General features: G+C 50.9%; 17 protein-coding genes. 3 read left to right on the forward strand and 14 right to left on the reverse strand.

Annotated elements, in window-relative coordinates; genetic code table 11:
* The first annotated feature begins 173 nt into the window (after positions 1–173).
* A complete protein-coding gene (locus tag L6J37_RS02800; protein WP_027252810.1) occupies positions 174–515 on the forward strand; it encodes a Grx4 family monothiol glutaredoxin in 342 nt (113 codons plus the stop codon).
* A 77-nt stretch (positions 516–592) separates the two neighbouring features.
* On the opposite strand, the gene L6J37_RS02805 is transcribed toward L6J37_RS02800, so the two are convergent.
* The 4 genes from L6J37_RS02805 to rnt form a co-directional block, all read right to left on the reverse strand.
* Entirely contained in the window at positions 593–1915 is a 1323-nt protein-coding gene (locus tag L6J37_RS02805) for a Na+/H+ antiporter family protein (protein WP_192015137.1), read from the reverse strand.
* A gap of 306 nt (positions 1916–2221) precedes the next feature.
* Positions 2222–4597, reverse strand: a complete 2376-nt coding sequence (locus L6J37_RS02810; protein ID WP_237794070.1) for a VolA/Pla-1 family phospholipase — start codon at positions 4595–4597, stop codon at positions 2222–2224.
* Between the two features lie 39 nt (positions 4598–4636).
* Positions 4637–5884 (reverse strand): outer membrane protein transport protein, encoded by a 1248-nt coding sequence (locus L6J37_RS02815; protein ID WP_237794071.1) that lies wholly within the window; start codon positions 5882–5884, stop codon positions 4637–4639.
* 290 nt (positions 5885–6174) lie between these two features.
* Positions 6175–6834, reverse strand: coding sequence for a ribonuclease T (gene rnt / locus L6J37_RS02820; RefSeq protein WP_120511362.1), 660 nt, complete (start codon positions 6832–6834; stop codon positions 6175–6177).
* Between the two features lie 237 nt (positions 6835–7071).
* Between rnt and motY the strand changes: the two genes are divergently transcribed.
* A complete protein-coding gene (gene motY, locus L6J37_RS02825; RefSeq protein ID WP_237794173.1) occupies positions 7072–7917 on the forward strand; it encodes a flagellar protein MotY in 846 nt (281 codons plus the stop codon).
* Positions 7918–7966: 49 nt separating this feature from the next.
* Here the strand turns inward: motY and L6J37_RS02830 are convergent, their stop codons facing one another.
* Complete coding sequence (locus L6J37_RS02830) at positions 7967–8410, reverse strand: DUF2753 family protein (protein WP_161455580.1); 444 nt, start codon at positions 8408–8410, stop codon at positions 7967–7969.
* Between the two features lie 15 nt (positions 8411–8425).
* Positions 8426–9037 (reverse strand): superoxide dismutase, encoded by a 612-nt coding sequence (locus tag L6J37_RS02835; RefSeq protein ID WP_237794072.1) that lies wholly within the window; start codon positions 9035–9037, stop codon positions 8426–8428.
* Between the two features lie 178 nt (positions 9038–9215).
* Here L6J37_RS02835 and L6J37_RS02840 point away from each other — a divergent pair, with 178 nt between their 5' ends.
* Positions 9216–9560, forward strand: a complete 345-nt coding sequence (locus L6J37_RS02840) for a hypothetical protein (protein ID WP_237794073.1) — start codon at positions 9216–9218, stop codon at positions 9558–9560.
* Positions 9561–9666: 106 nt separating this feature from the next.
* Here the strand turns inward: L6J37_RS02840 and gloA are convergent, their stop codons facing one another.
* From gloA to rsxA, 8 genes are all read right to left on the reverse strand, one after another.
* Complete coding sequence (gene gloA / locus L6J37_RS02845) at positions 9667–10059, reverse strand: lactoylglutathione lyase (RefSeq protein WP_237794074.1); 393 nt, start codon at positions 10057–10059, stop codon at positions 9667–9669.
* A 22-nt stretch (positions 10060–10081) separates the two neighbouring features.
* A complete protein-coding gene (gene nth / locus L6J37_RS02850) occupies positions 10082–10723 on the reverse strand; it encodes an endonuclease III (protein WP_027252801.1) in 642 nt (213 codons plus the stop codon).
* 115 nt (positions 10724–10838) lie between these two features.
* Positions 10839–11543, reverse strand: a complete 705-nt coding sequence (locus tag L6J37_RS02855) for an electron transport complex subunit E (RefSeq protein ID WP_161455574.1) — start codon at positions 11541–11543, stop codon at positions 10839–10841.
* A 5-nt stretch (positions 11544–11548) separates the two neighbouring features.
* Positions 11549–12181 carry an electron transport complex subunit RsxG gene (gene rsxG / locus L6J37_RS02860; protein ID WP_237794174.1) on the reverse strand — a complete coding sequence of 211 codons (633 nt, stop codon included), beginning with the start codon at positions 12179–12181 and terminating at the stop codon, positions 11549–11551.
* Positions 12182–12192: 11 nt separating this feature from the next.
* Positions 12193–13239, reverse strand: a complete 1047-nt coding sequence (gene rsxD / locus L6J37_RS02865; RefSeq protein ID WP_237794075.1) for an electron transport complex subunit RsxD — start codon at positions 13237–13239, stop codon at positions 12193–12195.
* Positions 13239–15860, reverse strand: a complete 2622-nt coding sequence (gene rsxC / locus L6J37_RS02870) for an electron transport complex subunit RsxC (protein WP_237794076.1) — start codon at positions 15858–15860, stop codon at positions 13239–13241. The genes rsxD and rsxC overlap by 1 nt, the downstream gene beginning before the upstream one ends.
* 5 nt (positions 15861–15865) lie before the next feature.
* Complete coding sequence (gene rsxB / locus L6J37_RS02875) at positions 15866–16450, reverse strand: electron transport complex subunit RsxB (protein WP_027252797.1); 585 nt, start codon at positions 16448–16450, stop codon at positions 15866–15868.
* Positions 16451–16452: 2 nt separating this feature from the next.
* Positions 16453–17034, reverse strand: a complete 582-nt coding sequence (gene rsxA / locus L6J37_RS02880; protein WP_120511351.1) for an electron transport complex subunit RsxA — start codon at positions 17032–17034, stop codon at positions 16453–16455.
* Positions 17035–17310: the final 276 nt, after the last annotated feature.

Genomic DNA, 17310 nt, shown 5'->3' on the forward strand with positions numbered 1-17310 from the left:
TTTATTAAAAGTAGTCTGAATGAAAAAGGTCGCTGCAAGCAGAAGATGGCAAGCAAGCGTTCAGACAAGTATAAGTCTTAACCTTACTTTTATTAGGCGTTTTTTTCCTTGCCGTGACAAAGTAGAATGTGGGTATCACACTTACTATAAAGCTAACGTTGTTAGAGGAAGCTATGGAAACCATCGACAAAATCAAACAGCAGATCGAAGAAAACCCAATTCTGCTGTACATGAAAGGATCACCAAAACTGCCGAGCTGCGGTTTCTCTTCACAGGCTTCTCAGGCACTGATGGCTTGTGGTGAAAAGTTTGCTTACGTTGATATCCTGCAAAACCCGGATATCCGTGCTGAACTGCCAATTTACGCGCAATGGCCAACTTTCCCGCAGCTGTGGATTGAAGGCGAGCTGGTTGGCGGCTGTGACATTATTCTGGAAATGTTCCAGAAAGGTGAACTGCAACCTTTGATCAAAGAAGCCGCAGCGCGTCGCGACAGTGCTGAAGCCGCAGAATAATATCTGAAAGCTACTGTACTGATAAAAAAAGACCCCGCACTGCGGGGTCTTTTTGTTTCTGCCAAACAATGAGCGACTTACAGCATCATGGAGGCCAGCCAGCCAAAGGCAATCAGTGGCAGGTTGTAGTGAATAAAGGTCGGCACAACCGTGTCCCACACGTGCTCGTGCTGGCCGTCAGCATTCAGGCCGGCTGTCGGGCCCAGAGTCGAATCAGAAGCCGGTGAGCCGGCATCACCCAGTGCAGCAGCAGTACCGACCAGCGCCACAGTCGCCAGCGGCGAGAAGCCAAAGCTCAGACATAATGGCACATAGATAGTCGCCAGGATGGGAATGGTCGAGAACGATGACCCTATGCCCATAGTCACCAGCAGGCCAACCACCAGCATCAGCAGGGCAGCCAGCGCTTTGTTGTCGCCGATGGCATGAGACAGCGAGCTGACCAGGGTTTCCACGCCGCCAGTGGCTTTCATGACTGCCGCAAAACCGGCAGCCGCAATCATGATGAAACCTATCATTGCCATCATGTGGACACCTTTGGTGAACACGTCATGGGTATCTTTCCATTTGATCACACCGGCAAGGGTAAACACCATGAAACCGGCCAGACCACCGATGATCATCGAACCACTGTACAGCTGAACGCCCAGAGCGGCCGCGATAGCAATCATGGCCACATAAACATGCTGCATGTTGATCTCAGCGTGCTCCGGTTCGCTGGCCAGGATTTGCGCTTCAGAATATTCCCGTGGTTTGCGGTAGCTGACAAAGGTGGCCAGCAGCAGACCAAACAGCATGCCGGCCGCCGGCAGAATCATGGCATAAGGCACCTGGCTGGCGGCGACATCCAGGCCATTGTCATGCAGGTTTTTCAGCAGGATATTATTGAGGAAAATACCGCCAAAGCCCACAGGCAGCACCATGTAAGGTGTCACCAGACCAAAGGTCAGTACGCAGGCAATCAGGCGGCGATCCAGCTTAAGTTTGGCGAACACATGCAGCAAAGGGGGAATCACAATAGGGATGAAAGCAATGTGCACCGGAATCGCATTCTGCGATGAAATAGACAGCAGCAGCAGAATGGTCAGCACTGAGTACTTCACCCCGGTCGCCGCTGCCGCATTATGATGGCCGCTGATACGTTTGATGACTTTTTGTGCCAGTACATCCGTAATACCCGAACGGGAAATGGCAACGGCGAAGGTGCCCAGCATGGCATAGCTCAATGCTGTGGTAGCACCGCCACCCAATCCGCCTTCGAAGGCAGAGATGGTATCTGTGAGGGAGAGCCCTCCGACAAGTCCGCCGAGGATGGCACTGAAGGTCAGTGCGACCACGACGTTGACTCGCATCAGCGCCAGCACCAGCATGACGCAGACGGAAATAACGACAGGATTCATAAAACGACTTTCCATTTTAAATTCGTGTGATTGCATTGATGAATAATCATGCGATCCAGGCTAAAACGAGCAAGCCGTCTAGTTTGCTGAAATTTTCATACATGTCGAGAAGAAATTGTGCTCAAGGTAGAGTTTTTCACCTGAGAAGATCAGGCAGGGGAGTGGAAGGAACCTGAATGTCTGTTGTTGGCATGAACATCTGTGGTGATACAGGCTGCGAACTTTAGGTGTCCTATTCATTTTTCATGCAGAAACACAAAGGCCAGCACTGCTGGCCTTTGTGTTTCTCTCATGATGTATGTGTGATCAATTGTTGAGTACAGTGCCATCATTGTTCAGTAAAGAACTGATTTGAGCACGCATATTGATACCCGTTGCATCTGATTCCAACAAAGAATTATGAGTCCCTGAATCAAACAACACAGCACTTCGAACGACTTCACCATTTACATGTGTTGAAGTTGAAAGGCTCATAGTTTGCAGCAACGGCAGGGTGCCACCAAACGGAGAATATGGCAGTGGGATGTTATCTGCACCGTTGACTGTGGCGCCGAGTATGAGCTGATTTGGAATTGTTTGATCATCTTTCACTTGGCTCAGGTAAACCGGTAAATCCGCCGAGACTTGCAGTGAAGTGTTAATCGGGTCGACGGTATCCAGCACCCCTTGTGCAACATAAGCGAATTGGCTGAACTGGCCGTACGCAGTTGCTAGCGTCCCTTCTGGATCTCCTGCGCCGACTAGTGCAGTTTCAAATGCTTTGAAACAGGCTTCTGGATCACTCAGCGAGTAATCGGCACAGAATTTCTGGAAGTCAGTACTGGCTGAGTAGAGCAGCTGGCCTTTGATTGAATCGCCAAATGTACCTGACTGAAGTAACAGGTGAGGAATCCCCGCTCCCGGATTCGCCAGTGCGACTTTATCGATCGCGAAAGCGGCATCACCGGCAGGGTCGTTCAGGGTTCGGTTCGCGGCATCAGCGACATTGATCCCGGTGATTGCACCAAGCGAGTGACCGACAAAACCGACTTTGCTCTGTGGATTGAGGCGCGCCAGCGGGCCCATTTCAATAATAGTTGCTGTATCTCCCTGAAGAATCGCTGTCCCCAGTTTTTTAAACGCCAATGCAATTCCTGCACGCAGGTTGAGTACATCGATGGTGCTCTGGCGCAGGTTATCCCGTGCGACTGTGAGTGCTGCCAGGTTTAGGTATAACGCTGGGTTACCATCCGGACCTGAAGCACTACCGACACCTGCAATGCCACGATCGCCATGCAGTGGGTGGTCAATGGCGAAGATCGCATGACACTCAGTGCCAATGACACTATCGGCTAAGGCCGCGACTGTCGCCTTTGTCGATGTAATACCGTGCTGATAGATGGAAACTTTGCTTGAACCGGTTTGGCAAGTGGCCGTATCTGATGACAAGACAAGCGTATATTCAACAGTATCTACTGCTTTCAGTTTTGGCACAGGACTATAACGGGTAATCAGTCGTTCTTCATCCAGTTGCGAACCATCGGCCAGTTTTAAAGTTGAACCTGTAAGCGCCTGCAGTACTCTGACCTGAGTTTCAGGATCGGTTTTAACGGCAGCTAAATCTTCTGTCGTGATCTGCAGTGCCGCCAGTTGTTGGACAATCGCCGCTTTGTCGGCATCAGAGCCGTTGTTCAGCACATAGCTGATTTTTGCCAGACTCGGCATACCGCTTTGCCAAGGTGTACTGCTGAATTTGGTGGGATCTTTTTCCAGGAAATACGGCAGTTTGATCGTTCCGGTGTAGATTGGATTGCCACCTGGTGTGGTTGTACCACTATCGGTTGGCACGCTCATCTCGAACATGCTTTCCAGATCACTCTGGCTAATGCCATCAGCAATGGCACTGCCTTGCCATATATTCGCAGCACCATGCTTTAACGCGAGCGCAGAAGCGGATTTTGCAGCATAGAGCACTTCGCCAACCGAGGCGGTGGTGAACCAGCTGGAGAAAATAATCTTATTCTTCGGTGCGCCTGCTACTGCTGACAGCGTGCTTTCTACCGCGTGCGTGATGGCCTGAGGTTTCTCCAGTGCTGCATCCGGCACTTTACCGACACTCTTCAGGACCGCATAAGAATTGGACAGACCCACAGGATTGCCTTTGCTGTCTTTCAGATCACTGGTGACCGCGAACATATAGTTGCTGGCCGGATCTAAAGGCTTGGTCAGGATCACGGTTAGTCTGGTTCCGGAAGCCGTCACCATGAAATCGCCATTATCTGCCGACAAGACTTCAGGCGTTGTTGCATCAGCTGAGTTGGTTGGATCACCAGACTTAATCAGATAGAAGCTGTCTGCAGCAGTTTCTGCGGCCAGATCGTTCCCGGTAAAGTTAATGTTGATGGGCTGAGTGGTACTCCAGCCGTCGGTCTGGCCCCAGGCGTAGGCCGGGTCACTGATATTCGCCACTTTAGCGCTACTTTCAGTCGCTATGGTGCCATCGTCAAGATCCATGGCAATAAAGCTTGGCGTAACAACCTTTTTTTCAGCCGAGAGCAGATCAAACTCAATTTTGGTTTCGGCATTCAGGCTGCTTTTGATATCCGGATCGATGGTTGGTGTACCACTCAGGCCTTGTTCGTCACCACAACCGTAAAGTGAAAAGCTGGATGCAACCAGCAGGGCAAGTAATTTTTTGTTCATATTTTATCCCTAAATTCTGTTCAACTGAGAGCGATTGGCTTAGAAGCTGTAGTTCACCTGGCCGGAAGCGATAATCGCGCCGCCACTGGACTCAAAGGTGTCGCCGTCTTCAGTGAAAGTCAGTTCATCGGCGATCAGGTAAGCGATGCCGGCATCAAACGACAGATTTGCGTTGTAGTTGTACGTCGCACCTGCTGTAAACCAGTTACGGTCGGTATCGGGAATGCTCAGGGTTGGTTTACCAGCCTGTTCATCAAAGGCATAGCCACCGCGAACTGTCCATTCTGTGTTGATGTTATAGGTTGTACCAATCGCATAACGGAAGGTGTCGTCATACTTTTCATCTTTCAGCAAACACAGACCTGCGCTGCCGCCGTATCCTGGTACGCATTGATCCCCTGTCGCGCGCAGCTCTTCAAATTTGCTGTACTGTGTCCATTGCACGCTATAGTGGACCGCCCACTGATTGTTCAGTTGATGGAAACCGGAAAATTCAGCAATAGCAGGAAGCACCACGGTTAAGTCACCCGGTACAGTGTTGTTGGGAGAGCCAGTGATACGGCCTGTGTAGTCGGTAAAATCACCTTCAAAGTCCATATCGGTCTGTGAGCGGTAGCTGAGGCCAAAGCGGTTGTTATCGTTCAGTTCAAACAATGCACCCACGTTCCAGCCAAATCCCCAGGTATCACCTTCCATATTGACGCTCTTATCACTTGGGTCGGCACCGGGTACAGCCACAGCGAGATCACCTAAGAAGCGATTCAACTCGGCTGAACCATAAATTGCGCTGACACCTGCGCCCAGGCTCAGTTGCTTGTTTACACGATAAGCAATACTTGGGTTGAAATTCACAGTAATTAGTGACGTCTCGCCCGCAGATGAACCTGCATGGAAAGAGGGATCGTAATCTGTGGTGACACCGTAGTTAGAAAACAGGGCCAGACCAAACGCCAGCTTGTCGTTGATCGGCTGAATATAGTAACCGGCAGGAACAAAGCCCGGAGGTGCAATGTCATTGGCTTTTTGGTCACGATTAACGCTGTCGACATCGATTGCCGGGTCAACAATGCTTAAGCCACCCGAAAGGGCGCGCTGCTTGAACATGGTCGATGCGGCGGGGTTACGGGCCAGCACTGCGGCGTTATCGGCAATCGCGGCTTCACCGGCGAAAGCCCGGCCTAAACCGCTGGCGGAGTGTTCAGCTACCTGGAAACCAGCACTTTGCGCCTGGAGGGATGTCAGCGCGGCGGCCACGGCGAGTGCGGTTACATGAAATCTTTTGGACATTCTGCTGCCTCTCTTGTTGTTTATTATTGATATGCTTCGCGTTCTTCAATCCATGAAAGAATGGTGAATCAGCTTGTAGACACGGAGTATAAGGATTCGCTACGCCAATGTTAACCATATGTAACAGGGTGTTTGGGGGCTAGCAAGGCTATTTGTACGGTGTATTATTTATCTGTGTTTTAAACTCACGTTTGATTAATTTCGGACGTTTGTTTCATTTTTGTGAAAAGGCCCAGCATGGCTGGGCTTTGGTAGGAGGTCTGATGAGTGTTTGTGTTTCAGGTCTGACCTTAGGCTTCTTCTTCTGTTTGAAGTGCGGCGACTGGCCATCCACCTAATTTTTTCCATTTGTTAACGATCTCACAAAATAATTCTGCGGTTCGTTCGGTGTCATAGAGAGCTGAATGCGCTTCTTTGTTACAAAATGGAATATTCGCTGCTTCACAGGCTTTAGCCAGCACCGTCTGGCCGAATGCCAGTCCACTCAGTGCCGCGGTATCAAATGTGGCAAAAGGATGAAAGGGAATGCGCTTTAGCTTGGCCCTTTCAGAGGCGGCCATGACGAAGCTGTGATCAAAGTTCGCATTATGCGCCACCATGATGGCGCGAGAGCAGCCTTCTTCTTTTTGTTCTTTCCGTATGACTTTATAGATTTCTTTCAGGGCTTCTTCTTCCGTCACCGCGCCACGTAACGGGCTGAACGGATCTTTGATACCGTTAAAATCCAATGCTTCCTGATGGATAACTGCACCCTCAAAAGGCGTAATATGAAAATGCAGTGTGCTGGCAGGTTTGAGCCATCCTTCTTCGTCCATGGTCAGGGTGACAGCACAAATTTCAAGCAGGGCATCAGTGTTGGCGTTGAAACCGGCTGTTTCCACATCGACAACGACAGGAAAGAAACCACGAAAGCGACTTTTCAGGGTATTTAATGTGTTTTCTTGGCTCATGATAATGTTGCTGATAAAAATGAGGCCAGCATTATGTCAGATCTGGTTCAGAAGCTAAACCCTTGCTGCTAAGGTGTGACGGCAGGGCACGGATACTGAGAGGTTGTCAGAAAGATAAACGGCGGCTAAAGATTTTGCGACAAAATCCGATACAATACCCAGTACTTGCAAGTAGGTTATTCCGGGATGATAAAAATGACGTTGCCATTGAAGCTGGGGGCTTGGTCTTTAGCACTGATGGGTGCCTGTTCGCCAGCTTGGGCGGGAAAATATTATGTTGCGACGCCCGGGGAGTCTACCTGGGAGATGGTGGTGGATACGCCGCTGGAATGCCAGTTGCAGCATGCCATCCCGAATTTTGGTCAGGCGCAGTTTACATCCCGTGCCAGCAAAAAAATGAACCTCGATTTTGAACTGAAAATGCGTCGTCCGCTGGGACAGACCAGCAATGTCAGCCTGGTATCTATGCCTCCGCGATGGCGCCCCGGCGATGCGGCAGAACCATTGACGCGACTGAAATTCTTTAAGCAGTTTGACGGTTATGTAGGCGGGCAGATGGCATGGAACATGTTGTCGGAACTTGAAGAAGGGAAAATACCGACCTTCAGTTATCAGGACTGGCAGCACAGAAACGAAAGGATTGCAGTTGGCCTGTCTGCCGTGGCATTCAGTGCGGGTTACAAGACCTTCAGTACCTGTCTGGCCAATCTGCTGCCTTATAACTTTGAAGATATCTCCTTTACTGTGCTGCATTACGATAAAAACAGCGACGAGCTGAACAAGGCCTCACAGAAGCGTTTGGCGCAAATTGCGGATTTTATTAAATACAGTCAGGACATCGATTTAATCCTGGTCGCGACTTACAGTGATTCTTCTGGCGGAAAAAATACTAACCAGTCTTTATCTGAGCGCCGCGCAGAAAAGCTGGAGCAGTATTTTGTCTCTTTGGGTCTGCCTAAAGATCGGATAGAAGTTCAGGGATTCGGTGAGCGCCGTCCGATTGCCGATAACAGTACGCCGCTGGGGCGCAATAAAAACAGGCGTGTTGTGATTTCCATGGGCCGGACTTCCAGCCTGATGTGATGGGTGATTCCCTCATCCGGCAGTGATTGCGAATGAGGGAATAGAGCGCTCATTGCAAGCGGAACCTGGCGATAAGCTCACACTGGTTGCTGGTTGTGATATGCGCCACCTGTTTTGCCACTTTGGGGTTAGGGTGGCGTTTGAGAAAATCGATCAGCGCTGACTTACAGCAGCCCAAAGAGCTGATGAAGGCTTCACAGTCACGGTTCGGGCATTGCGGAATCAGCGCCATGATCTGCTCGGATGCCAGCTGCAGATATTTCAGCTCGTAGTCGCCGTCTCCCTGTTTTCGCCAAAAACTGGCCATGTTGTGACAGGCGGTCACTTTGATGGCGAGTAATTCTTCCAGCTCATCCAGAGTTCCATCGACAGGTTCCAATTGCTGTGATTCCGACAGAGCAAGCTGATAATGGATCACTGACATCATGGGTTTTTGGTCTTTCTCTGCTTCTGCTGCCAGCAAGGTGTGCATTTCCCACCGTGACACGTTCATGAGTACATTTCCTTCTTATTGATGAAGTGCATCCAGGTAATGTTGTTCTACCTGATCCCAGTCAACCACCTGCCACCAGGCACTGATGTAGTCGGGACGCTTATTCTGGTACGTCAGGTAATAAGCATGTTCCCACACATCGAGTGCCAGGATTGGAGTACCGCGGTTTTCCACCACATCCATCAGGGGATTGTCCTGATTAGAGGTTGAGGAAATCTCCAGTCGCCCGCCAGTGACAGACAACCAGATAAAACCAGAGCCGAAGTGAGCTGCAGCGGCGTCTGAAAAGGCGGTTTTAAACTCATCAAAGCTGCCGAAGTGGCATCGAATCGCTTCTGCCAGCAGGCCGACAGGCTGTCCGCCGCCATTGGGTGACATGCACTGCCAGTAGAGGTTGTGGTTATAGTAGCCCCCGCCGTGATTTCTGACCGCAGGACTGAATTCGGAGACCCGTGCAAAAATGTCTTTGAGGGTGATTTGTTCGAGATCGGTGTTTTCAATGGCGCTGATGAATTTGTCAAAGTAGGTTTTATGATGACGGCTGTGATGCACTTCCATGGTTTTGGCATCAATATAGGGTTCGAGCGCATCATAGGGATAGGGTAATGCTGGGAAAGTAAATGACATGTGGTTTCCTCCTGTATTTGGTAAATAATAATGAGATCGTTTCTCATTATCAATAGTGGCGAGTCATCTACTTATACCAGTTCTCATTATTGAAGAAGAGAGATAGCCAAAACACGCTAGATTGATAGAAGCAAGGATCGTTGATCCGACATAACAATAGAAAAAGCGTGGTGAAAAAATGAAACGGCAACTCTTGGCTATGGTGATAATGATCGCCGCTTCTTCCGTCTTTGCGGATGACAAAGACATAGTGAATAGCGGCTTAGAAACAATGAAAGAAGAGGTGGCGGCAGCGACTCAGGCTCAGCTCATCACTAAGGAGCAGGCAGAGGATATGGGGCTGAATCGGTCAACCACTTATGAGGTGTTCAGCTCTATCAGCGCAGACAATCTGACTGATAATGTGGTCGACAAACTGAAAGAATCGAAAATGCCGTATTACTCAGTGGATGTCATAGATACTGGTAATCAGGAAGAAAATTACCGGGCGGAAGTGACGGAATATTTTGGCAAAGTGGAATAGCCACTCATCGATGTGCTCGTGCGTAACTGTGATCGTGCGTATAAAGAGGGCAGAAATAATCCTGCCCTCTTTTCGTATGCGTGCAGTTTGCGTGGTATCAGGTTAATCAGCTGCGCTGAATCAGTTCAATCTGATAGCCGTCAGGATCGCGAACAAAGGCTATGTGCGTTGTGCCGCCTTTAACCGGGCCCGGTTCGCGGGTAACGTTCCCCCCTGAAGCTTTAATGGCTTCACAGGTGGTATAGATATCCTCGACACCAATGGCGATGTGGCCATAAGCGTTGCCCATGTCGTACTCAGTGGTGCCCCAGTTGTAAGTGAGTTCGATGACTGCCCCTTCGGATTCATCCGAATAACCGACAAAAGCCAGGGTGTACTGGTAGGCTTCGTTATCCGACTTTCTTAACAGCTTCATGCCCATGATGTCTGTGTAGAAAGCGATAGAACGGTCAAGATCACCCACGCGTAACATGGTGTGCAGAATGCGTCCGTTTGCCATTTTTTTCTCCTCAGAGTAGAGCTTATTCAGCGGGATAGACTTTGTCTTTGAATTCACAGAGATCTTCAATAATGCAGCTACCGCAGCGGGGCTTGCGTGCCACACAAGTGTAACGTCCATGCAGGATCAGCCAGTGATGGACATCGACTTTGAATTCTTTCGGCACCACTTTCAGCAGCTTTTGTTCGACTTCGTCGACATTCTTGCCCATGGCGAATTTGGTGCGGTTGGACACACGGAAGATATGGGTATCAACAGCGATAGTCGGCCAGCCAAAAGCGGTATTGAGCACGACATTGGCGGTTTTACGGCCGACGCCCGGCAAGGCTTCCAGCGCTTCACGGTTTTCAGGGATTTCACCGCCATGCTTCTCAACCAGAATCCGGCAGGTTTTGATGACATTTTCAGCTTTAGAATTAAACAGACCTATGGTCTTGATGTGCTCTTTTACACCCTCGACCCCCAGCGCCAGCATGTCTTCCGGTGTGTTGGCAACAGGATACAGCCTGGCGGTGGCTTTGTTGACGCTGACATCGGTTGCCTGCGCTGACAGCAATACGGCTATCAGCAATTCAAACGGGTTGCTCCAGTGAAGTTCCGTTTCCGGGTGCGGGTTATTAGCCCGCAATCGCTCAAGGATTTGAACGCGTTTCTGATTGTTCATGCTCGCTTCCTAAGTTCGGCAGGGCAGGTTACTGGCACAGATAGAAATTGTAGGGAATGCCAATTACCGAGATCAATGTTGCTGAGCTTTCATCATAATGAAAGGCTCGTGAAAATCAGTTCGCAGAGGTAATACGAACCCGCTCGATCTCGGGTTTTTTCTCTGCGGTCTGTGTTCTCTCTGCCTGCTTTTTGTCAATAATGTTTTTTAGGGCAATCAGGAAGCCGACACCAATAAAGGCGCCCGGTGGCAGCATCGCCAGCAGGAAATTGTTCTCTGTGCTGAAGACTTCTATCCGCAGCACCGACGCCCAGTCACCCAGCAGCCGGTCGGCCCCGTCAAACAAGGTGCCGTTGCCCAGAATCTCACGTCCTGCACCCAACACCACCAGTACAGATGTCATGCCCAGCCCCATCCAGAGCCCGTCAATCACGGCTGGCATAGGTGCATTTTTTGAGGCAAATGATTCGGCGCGACCAATGATGATGCAGTTGGTCACTATCAGAGGGATAAAGATCCCCAGGGACAAAAACAGACCGTATGTGTAAGCGTTCATCAGCAACTGGACACAGGTGACCAGCGCCGCAATGATCATCACAAAAATCGGAATGCGGACTTCGTTTGGCACCCACTCCCGAATGAGAGACACAATCAGGTTAGAACCCACTAACACCAGAGTAGTGGCAATGCCCAGTCCAAGGGCGTTGGTGACCGTGGCTGAGACTGCCAGCAGCGGGCATAATCCCAGTAGCTGCACGATAGCCGGGTTGTTGTGCCACAGCCCGTTAGCCATCAGTTCGTTATTTGGCGTTGAACTCATTTTGCTCAGGCTCCTTCGCAGTTAGCCGGTTGAGTAAACAGCGTATCCTGATGCTGGTTAAAATACAGCGACACTCGCTTAACGGCATTCACCACGGCGCGCGGGGTAATAGTGGCGCCGGTAAACTGATCGAAGTCACCGCCGTCTTTACGTACAGCCCAGGCAGCGTCTTTCTCACCGTTAAGTTTGCGTCCGGTAAAGCTGTAAATCCAGTCAGTGATCCGGATGTCAATTTTATCGCCCAGTCCCGGTGTTTCCTGGTGCGCCAGTACGCGTACCCCGGTGACTGTACCTGTCATATCCAGCCCGACAATCACCTTAATGGCGCCGCTATAACCATCCGGCGCGATGGCTTCAATGGCAACACCATTAGGTTGACCGTCTTTGGTCGCCAGATAGGCCGGCATCGGCTCGCTGGTGCCAAGATACGCCGGATCGCTGATCAGAATACAGCTCTTGTAGAGCTCGTTGTCATGATTCTCTTTCGGGATTACCTGGTTGAGCACCTGCAGCAGTTGCTTTTGTTCCTGCTCTTGGATACGCGACGCGGTGACCTGATGCGTCAGGGCGACCAGGGCAGTGGCAAGCAAAGCTGAAATAGCCAGAATACCACCGTTTTTTTGCATGTTTTTCAGTATCATGGGCGCTCCTAGGAATGACCGTAAGTCCGCGGACGGGTGTAGTAATCGATCAGCGGAACACACATATTGGCCAAGAGTACGCTAAAGGCAATGCCATCCGGGAAACCACCAAAAGTACGGATCAGGTAGGTCAGAATACCAATCATGGCACCGAAAATAAGGCGTCCGCGCAGGGTGGTGGATGCGGAAACGGGATCCGTGGCTATGAAAAAGGCCCCTAACATAGTCGCCCCTGAAAACAGGTGAATCAAGGGAGACGCCGCACCATCCGGACTGATTATGTACCCCAGAAAGCTGATCACGAAAAGAGCCGAAAGCATGGCGACCGGAATCTGCCATTGAATAATCCGTAGCTTCAGCAGTACTAAACCGCCGAGAAAGAAACCCAGATTGACCCAGGTCCAACCGATTCCCGCCAGCGCACCAAAGACCGGGCTTTCCATTGCTTCTGATGCGGTAAAGCCCGCTTTCATTGATGTTTTAAGGGTATCCAGCGGCGTGGCCATAGTCACGCCGTCAATACCGTTACGCAACTGGTGGACACTGAAGCCATCTGCAGTAAATCCGGTAAAGATCACATGCATGCTTTCCATCAGAGTCACCGGATGATCACTGATTGAAGCCGGCGGCAGCCAGGATGTCATAGGAACCGGGAAGGAGATCAACAGCACCACATAAGCGACCATGGCCGGATTAAACAGGTTCTGCCCCAGTCCACCGTACAGGTGTTTGGCAACTATGATGGCAAAGAAAATACCAATAACGGCTATCCACCACGGTGCCAGAGGCGGTATGGACAGACCCAGCAGAATCCCGGTCAATAACGCGCTGTTGTCCCGAACCTGACGAAGAGGGCGTTTACGTATTGTCAGGACAAGGCATTCAGCCAGTACAGCCATCGATCCTGCGAATAAAACCTGAAAGACAACACCCCATCCGAAAAAATACCACTGAGCGGCAAATCCAAGGCCGCAGCAGAGAATGACATTTCGCATGATGTCATTGGTGCTGCGACGGCTGTGTGCATGGGGAGAACTGGCAATATTAAAAGCCACTACTTGTTTTCCTCGTTGGGTTTGTTGTTGTTATCCGCATTCTTCTCAGCGGCTTCTTTCTCAGCCGCTTGCGCCGCTTTACGGGCTTTGGCGCGGGCAATGGCTGCTGCAACCGCGGCTTTTTTCGGATCGGCCTGAGTGTCAGTTGTTGCCTGCCCGTCTGCTACTGCATCAGCCGGTTTATCAGCCTGCGATTCTGCTGCCTGGGCCGCTTTACGGGCTTTGGCGCGGGCAATGGCTGCTGCAACCGCGGCTTTTTTCGGGTCGGCCTGAGTGTCAGTTATTGCCTGCTCGTCTGCTACTGCATCAGCCGGTTTATCAGGCTGCGATTCAGCCGCTTGGGCCGCTTTACGGGCTTTGGCGCGGGCAATGGCTGCTGCAACCGCGGCTTTTTTCGGGTCGGCCTGAACGTCAGTTATTGCCTGCTCGTCTGCTACTGCATCAGCCGGTTTATCAGCCTGCGATTCTGCTGCCTGGGCCGCTTTACGGGCTTTGGCGCGGGCAATGGCTGCTGCAACCGCGGCTTTTTTCGGATCGGCCTGAACGTCAGTTATTGCCTGCTCGTCTGACGTGGCTTCAGCCGGTTTATCAGTTTGTGTTTCAGCCTGAGATTCAGCCGCTTGGGCCGCTTTACGGGCTTTGGCGCGGGCAATGGCTGCTGCAACCGCGGCTTTTTTCGGGTCGGCCTGAACGTCAGTTATTGCCTGCTCGTCTGACGCGGCTTCAGCCGGTTTATCAGTTTGTGGTTCAGCCTGCGATTCAGCCGCTTGCGCCGTTTTACGGGCTTTAGCGCGGGCAATGGCGGCCGCGACCGCCGCTTTTTTCGGGTCGTCCTCTGACGGCCTGGCTGCTTCTGCTTCAGGCGCGGCTATCGGCGCATCAGCTTCAGCCGCGGCTTTGGCCGCTTTCTGCTCCCGGGCCTGCCGCTTACGCTCTTCGCGCAGTTTTGCCATTTCACTGTTGTCTGGCAGGGCTGTGTCACCCGGTGCAGCTGATTGTGCTTTTGCCTGCGCTTCAGCCTGCTTGGCTTTGGCTTTGGCAATCGCGGCGGCCACGGCAGGTTTCACCTCAGTACCGGCATCCGCTTCTTTTTTCGCTTTTACCCGAGCAATCGCAGCGGCCACGGCATCATCGCCTCCTTTGGCTGCCATGTCTTTACGGCGTTGCTCAGCCGCTTTCTGGAAGCGTTGCTCACGTTCTTCTTTTTCCCGTTCCATCCGGGCGTTTTTGGCCTCGAAGCGCTGCTTGGCACGCTCGGCACTTAATGCATCCTGTTTCCTGTGGCGGATTTCCGCTTTGGCCTGGCGGTAATAGTGAACAAGAGGAATTTCGCTGGGGCAAACATAGGCGCAAGCCCCGCATTCTATGCAGTCGAACAGATTATATTCTTCACATTTGTCATAATCGCCGTCTTTGGCATACCACTGTAATTGCTGGGGTAACAGGGAAACCGGGCAAGCTTCTGCACAGGCAGTACAACGGATACAGGACATTTCATCGCCCGGCGCACTGAGCTCTTTGCGACTTGGCGCAAGTATGCAGTTAGCCGTTTTGGTGATGGGGACTTCAGTATGCGGTAAGGTAAAGCCCATCATAGGGCCGCCCATAATTACGCGAGGCTGTTTTTTGTCGATTTTATAGCCATAGCGATTGAGCAATGCCTGCACAGGAGTGCCAAGTAAAGCCCAGGTATTACAGGGGGTACTGACGGTCTGGCCCGTTATCGTCATCACACGCTGAATAAGCGGTTCGCCGTCAATGACGGCTTTCTTTATCGCGTGCGCCGTGCCGATATTTTGCATCATAATGCCAATATCCGCCGGGATCCCCTGAGTTGGGACTTCTCTTCCGGTCAGAATTTTGATCAGCTGTTTTTCACCACCCGACGGGTATTTGGTCGGGATCACTCGGATTAGTATATTGTCTTGCTCTTTTACCGACTGAGTCAGTGCTGCAATCGCTTCCGGCTTATTATCTTCAATCCCGATGACGGTCATTTTGGGTTTGAGGATATAACTGATGATGCGGATACCTTCCACAATCTCATCGGCATAATCCTGCATGAGACGGTCATCGGCCGTAATATAAGGCTCACATTCCGCGGCGTTAATGATCAACAGATCCGTTTTACCTGACGCGCTTTGCAGCTTGCGCGCGGTAGGAAAGCCAGCGCCGCCCATACCGGAAATACCACAGCTGCGGATATGCTCAATCAGATCAGCCGGTTCGCTTTCAAGGTAGTTGGTAATGGTGTTTTTAGTGCCCCAACTGTCTTTTCCATCGGGTTTGAGGATGATGCAGCGATCAGATAAGCCGGAAGGGTGGGCTATGGTTCTTGCCTCAATGGCAGCAATGACACCCGATGTTGGTGCATGTACCGGTACGCTCAGAGCGACATCGGTATGCGTCAGCGCCTGGCCTTTCAGCACCTTATCACCCACAGCAACAGACAGACTACCGACTGCGCCCAGGTGTTGCTTAAGCGGAATGACCAGCTCATCCGGTAAAAAGGCTGCTGAAACCGGGCTTTGGTTTGATAGTTTTTTTTGTTCTGGCGGATGGATACCACCCGGAAAATCCCAAAGCTTTCCTAATTTGAGTTGTTCAATAATAGACAGCATGACGGTTATTCTACCTTATTACCGTGGTGCTCAGTGGCAGGAAGATTGACCACGGGTATTTGATCCAGATTCCAGCGCCAGCTTTCAGGCGTAGATTCAACCGGGATCATCTCAATGCAATCCGTCGGGCAGGGGGCAACGCAGAGATCACAGCCAGTACATTCATCTTTGATAACGGTATGCAGGGCTTTTGTTGCACCTGCGATAGCATCAACCGGACAGGCCTGGATACACTTGGTACAGCCGATACACATGTCCTCATGAATAAAGGCCACCTTTTTAATGCTTTTTTCTGCGTCATGGGCTGAATCTTTGACTTCAACACCCATTAAATCGGCCAGCTTTTCTATGGTCGCCTGTCCACCCGGAGGGCACTTGTTGATTTCATCGCCATTAGCTATCGCCTCGGCATAAGGACGACAGCCCGGATAGCCGCACTGACCACATTGGGTCTGTGGCAGGATGGCATCGATTTGTTCAACAACTGGATCCGATTCAACTTTGAAGCGAACAGCGGCAAAGCCCAGGATCAGGCCAAAAATCGCAGCAAGGACAGCGATAGCTATAATGGCAATTAAGATTCCGCTCATAATTACAGTTTAACCAGTCCGGTGAAGCCCATAAAGGCGAGCGACATCAGCCCCGCCGTTATCATAGCAATGGATGCGCCTTTAAATGGTGAGGGGACATCGGCAGCCGCGATACGTTCACGCATGGCAGCAAAGAGCACGAGCACCAGAGAAAAACCGACAGCGGCGCCAAATCCGTACACCACGGATTCAATGAAATTATGACGTTCATTGATATTGAGCAGAGCAACACCCAGCACGGCACAGTTGGTCGTGATTAAGGGCAGAAAAATGCCCAGTAACCGATACAGTGTCGGACTGGTTTTGTGTACCACCATTTCTGTGAACTGAACGACGACCGCAATCACAAGAATAAAGCTGAGTGTGCGCAGGTACTGAATGCCTAAAGGCTGCAAAATGTAAGCTTCGACCAAATACGCACTCACAGAGGCGAGTGTGAGAACAAACGTCGTGGCGAGCCCCATACCAATGGCGGTTTCCAGTTTTTTAGACACCCCCATAAACGGGCAGAGTCCCAGAAATTTGACCAAAACGAAGTTGTTGACCAGTACGGTGCCGATCAGAAGTAACAGGTATTCCGTCATACCAACTTTTTTATGCTTGCCAGTGAGCGGTACATTATCTGCCTTTGTGACGGCTATAACAACTCCTCAGCCAAAGGGTTTTTCAAGTTTGTTGTTCTTTTAGCCGAATTGAGGCGTAAATCGCTCCCAAATAGTCTCGCGTCAGAACAGGAAAAAATGACTTGATCTTTGCTAAACCAGAAGAGACAAGGGGTTGGGCTACTTATCCACGGAAACTGTGGATAACTGTGTTGATTGTGGTCGGGTAAACGGCAAACCGGAGCTCTTCCTTTATGA

Origin of the sequence: Photobacterium sp. WH77 (genome assembly GCF_022014395.1) — a bacterium.
Classification (GTDB): Bacteria; Pseudomonadota; Gammaproteobacteria; order Enterobacterales; family Vibrionaceae; genus Photobacterium; species Photobacterium arenosum.

Excerpts from the sequence above, each read along its gene's own strand:
- L6J37_RS02800 (WP_027252810.1), top strand. The coding sequence starts at position 174 with ATGGAAACCATCGACAAAATCAAACAGCAGATCGAAGAAAACCCAATT.
- L6J37_RS02805 (WP_192015137.1), bottom strand. The coding sequence starts at position 1,915 with ATGAATCCTGTCGTTATTTCCGTCTGCGTCATGCTGGTGCTGGCGCTG.
- L6J37_RS02810 (WP_237794070.1), bottom strand. The coding sequence starts at position 4,597 with ATGAACAAAAAATTACTTGCCCTGCTGGTTGCATCCAGCTTTTCACTT.
- L6J37_RS02815 (WP_237794071.1), bottom strand. The coding sequence starts at position 5,884 with ATGTCCAAAAGATTTCATGTAACCGCACTCGCCGTGGCCGCCGCGCTG.
- rnt (WP_120511362.1), bottom strand. The coding sequence starts at position 6,834 with ATGAGCCAAGAAAACACATTAAATACCCTGAAAAGTCGCTTTCGTGGT.
- motY (WP_237794173.1), top strand. The coding sequence starts at position 7,072 with ATGGGTGCCTGTTCGCCAGCTTGGGCGGGAAAATATTATGTTGCGACG.
- L6J37_RS02830 (WP_161455580.1), bottom strand. The coding sequence starts at position 8,410 with ATGAACGTGTCACGGTGGGAAATGCACACCTTGCTGGCAGCAGAAGCA.
- L6J37_RS02835 (WP_237794072.1), bottom strand. The coding sequence starts at position 9,037 with ATGTCATTTACTTTCCCAGCATTACCCTATCCCTATGATGCGCTCGAA.
- L6J37_RS02840 (WP_237794073.1), top strand. The coding sequence starts at position 9,216 with ATGAAACGGCAACTCTTGGCTATGGTGATAATGATCGCCGCTTCTTCC.
- gloA (WP_237794074.1), bottom strand. The coding sequence starts at position 10,059 with ATGGCAAACGGACGCATTCTGCACACCATGTTACGCGTGGGTGATCTT.
- nth (WP_027252801.1), bottom strand. The coding sequence starts at position 10,723 with ATGAACAATCAGAAACGCGTTCAAATCCTTGAGCGATTGCGGGCTAAT.
- L6J37_RS02855 (WP_161455574.1), bottom strand. The coding sequence starts at position 11,543 with ATGAGTTCAACGCCAAATAACGAACTGATGGCTAACGGGCTGTGGCAC.
- rsxC (WP_237794076.1), bottom strand. The coding sequence starts at position 15,860 with ATGCTGTCTATTATTGAACAACTCAAATTAGGAAAGCTTTGGGATTTT.
- rsxB (WP_027252797.1), bottom strand. The coding sequence starts at position 16,450 with ATGAGCGGAATCTTAATTGCCATTATAGCTATCGCTGTCCTTGCTGCG.
- rsxA (WP_120511351.1), bottom strand. The coding sequence starts at position 17,034 with ATGACGGAATACCTGTTACTTCTGATCGGCACCGTACTGGTCAACAAC.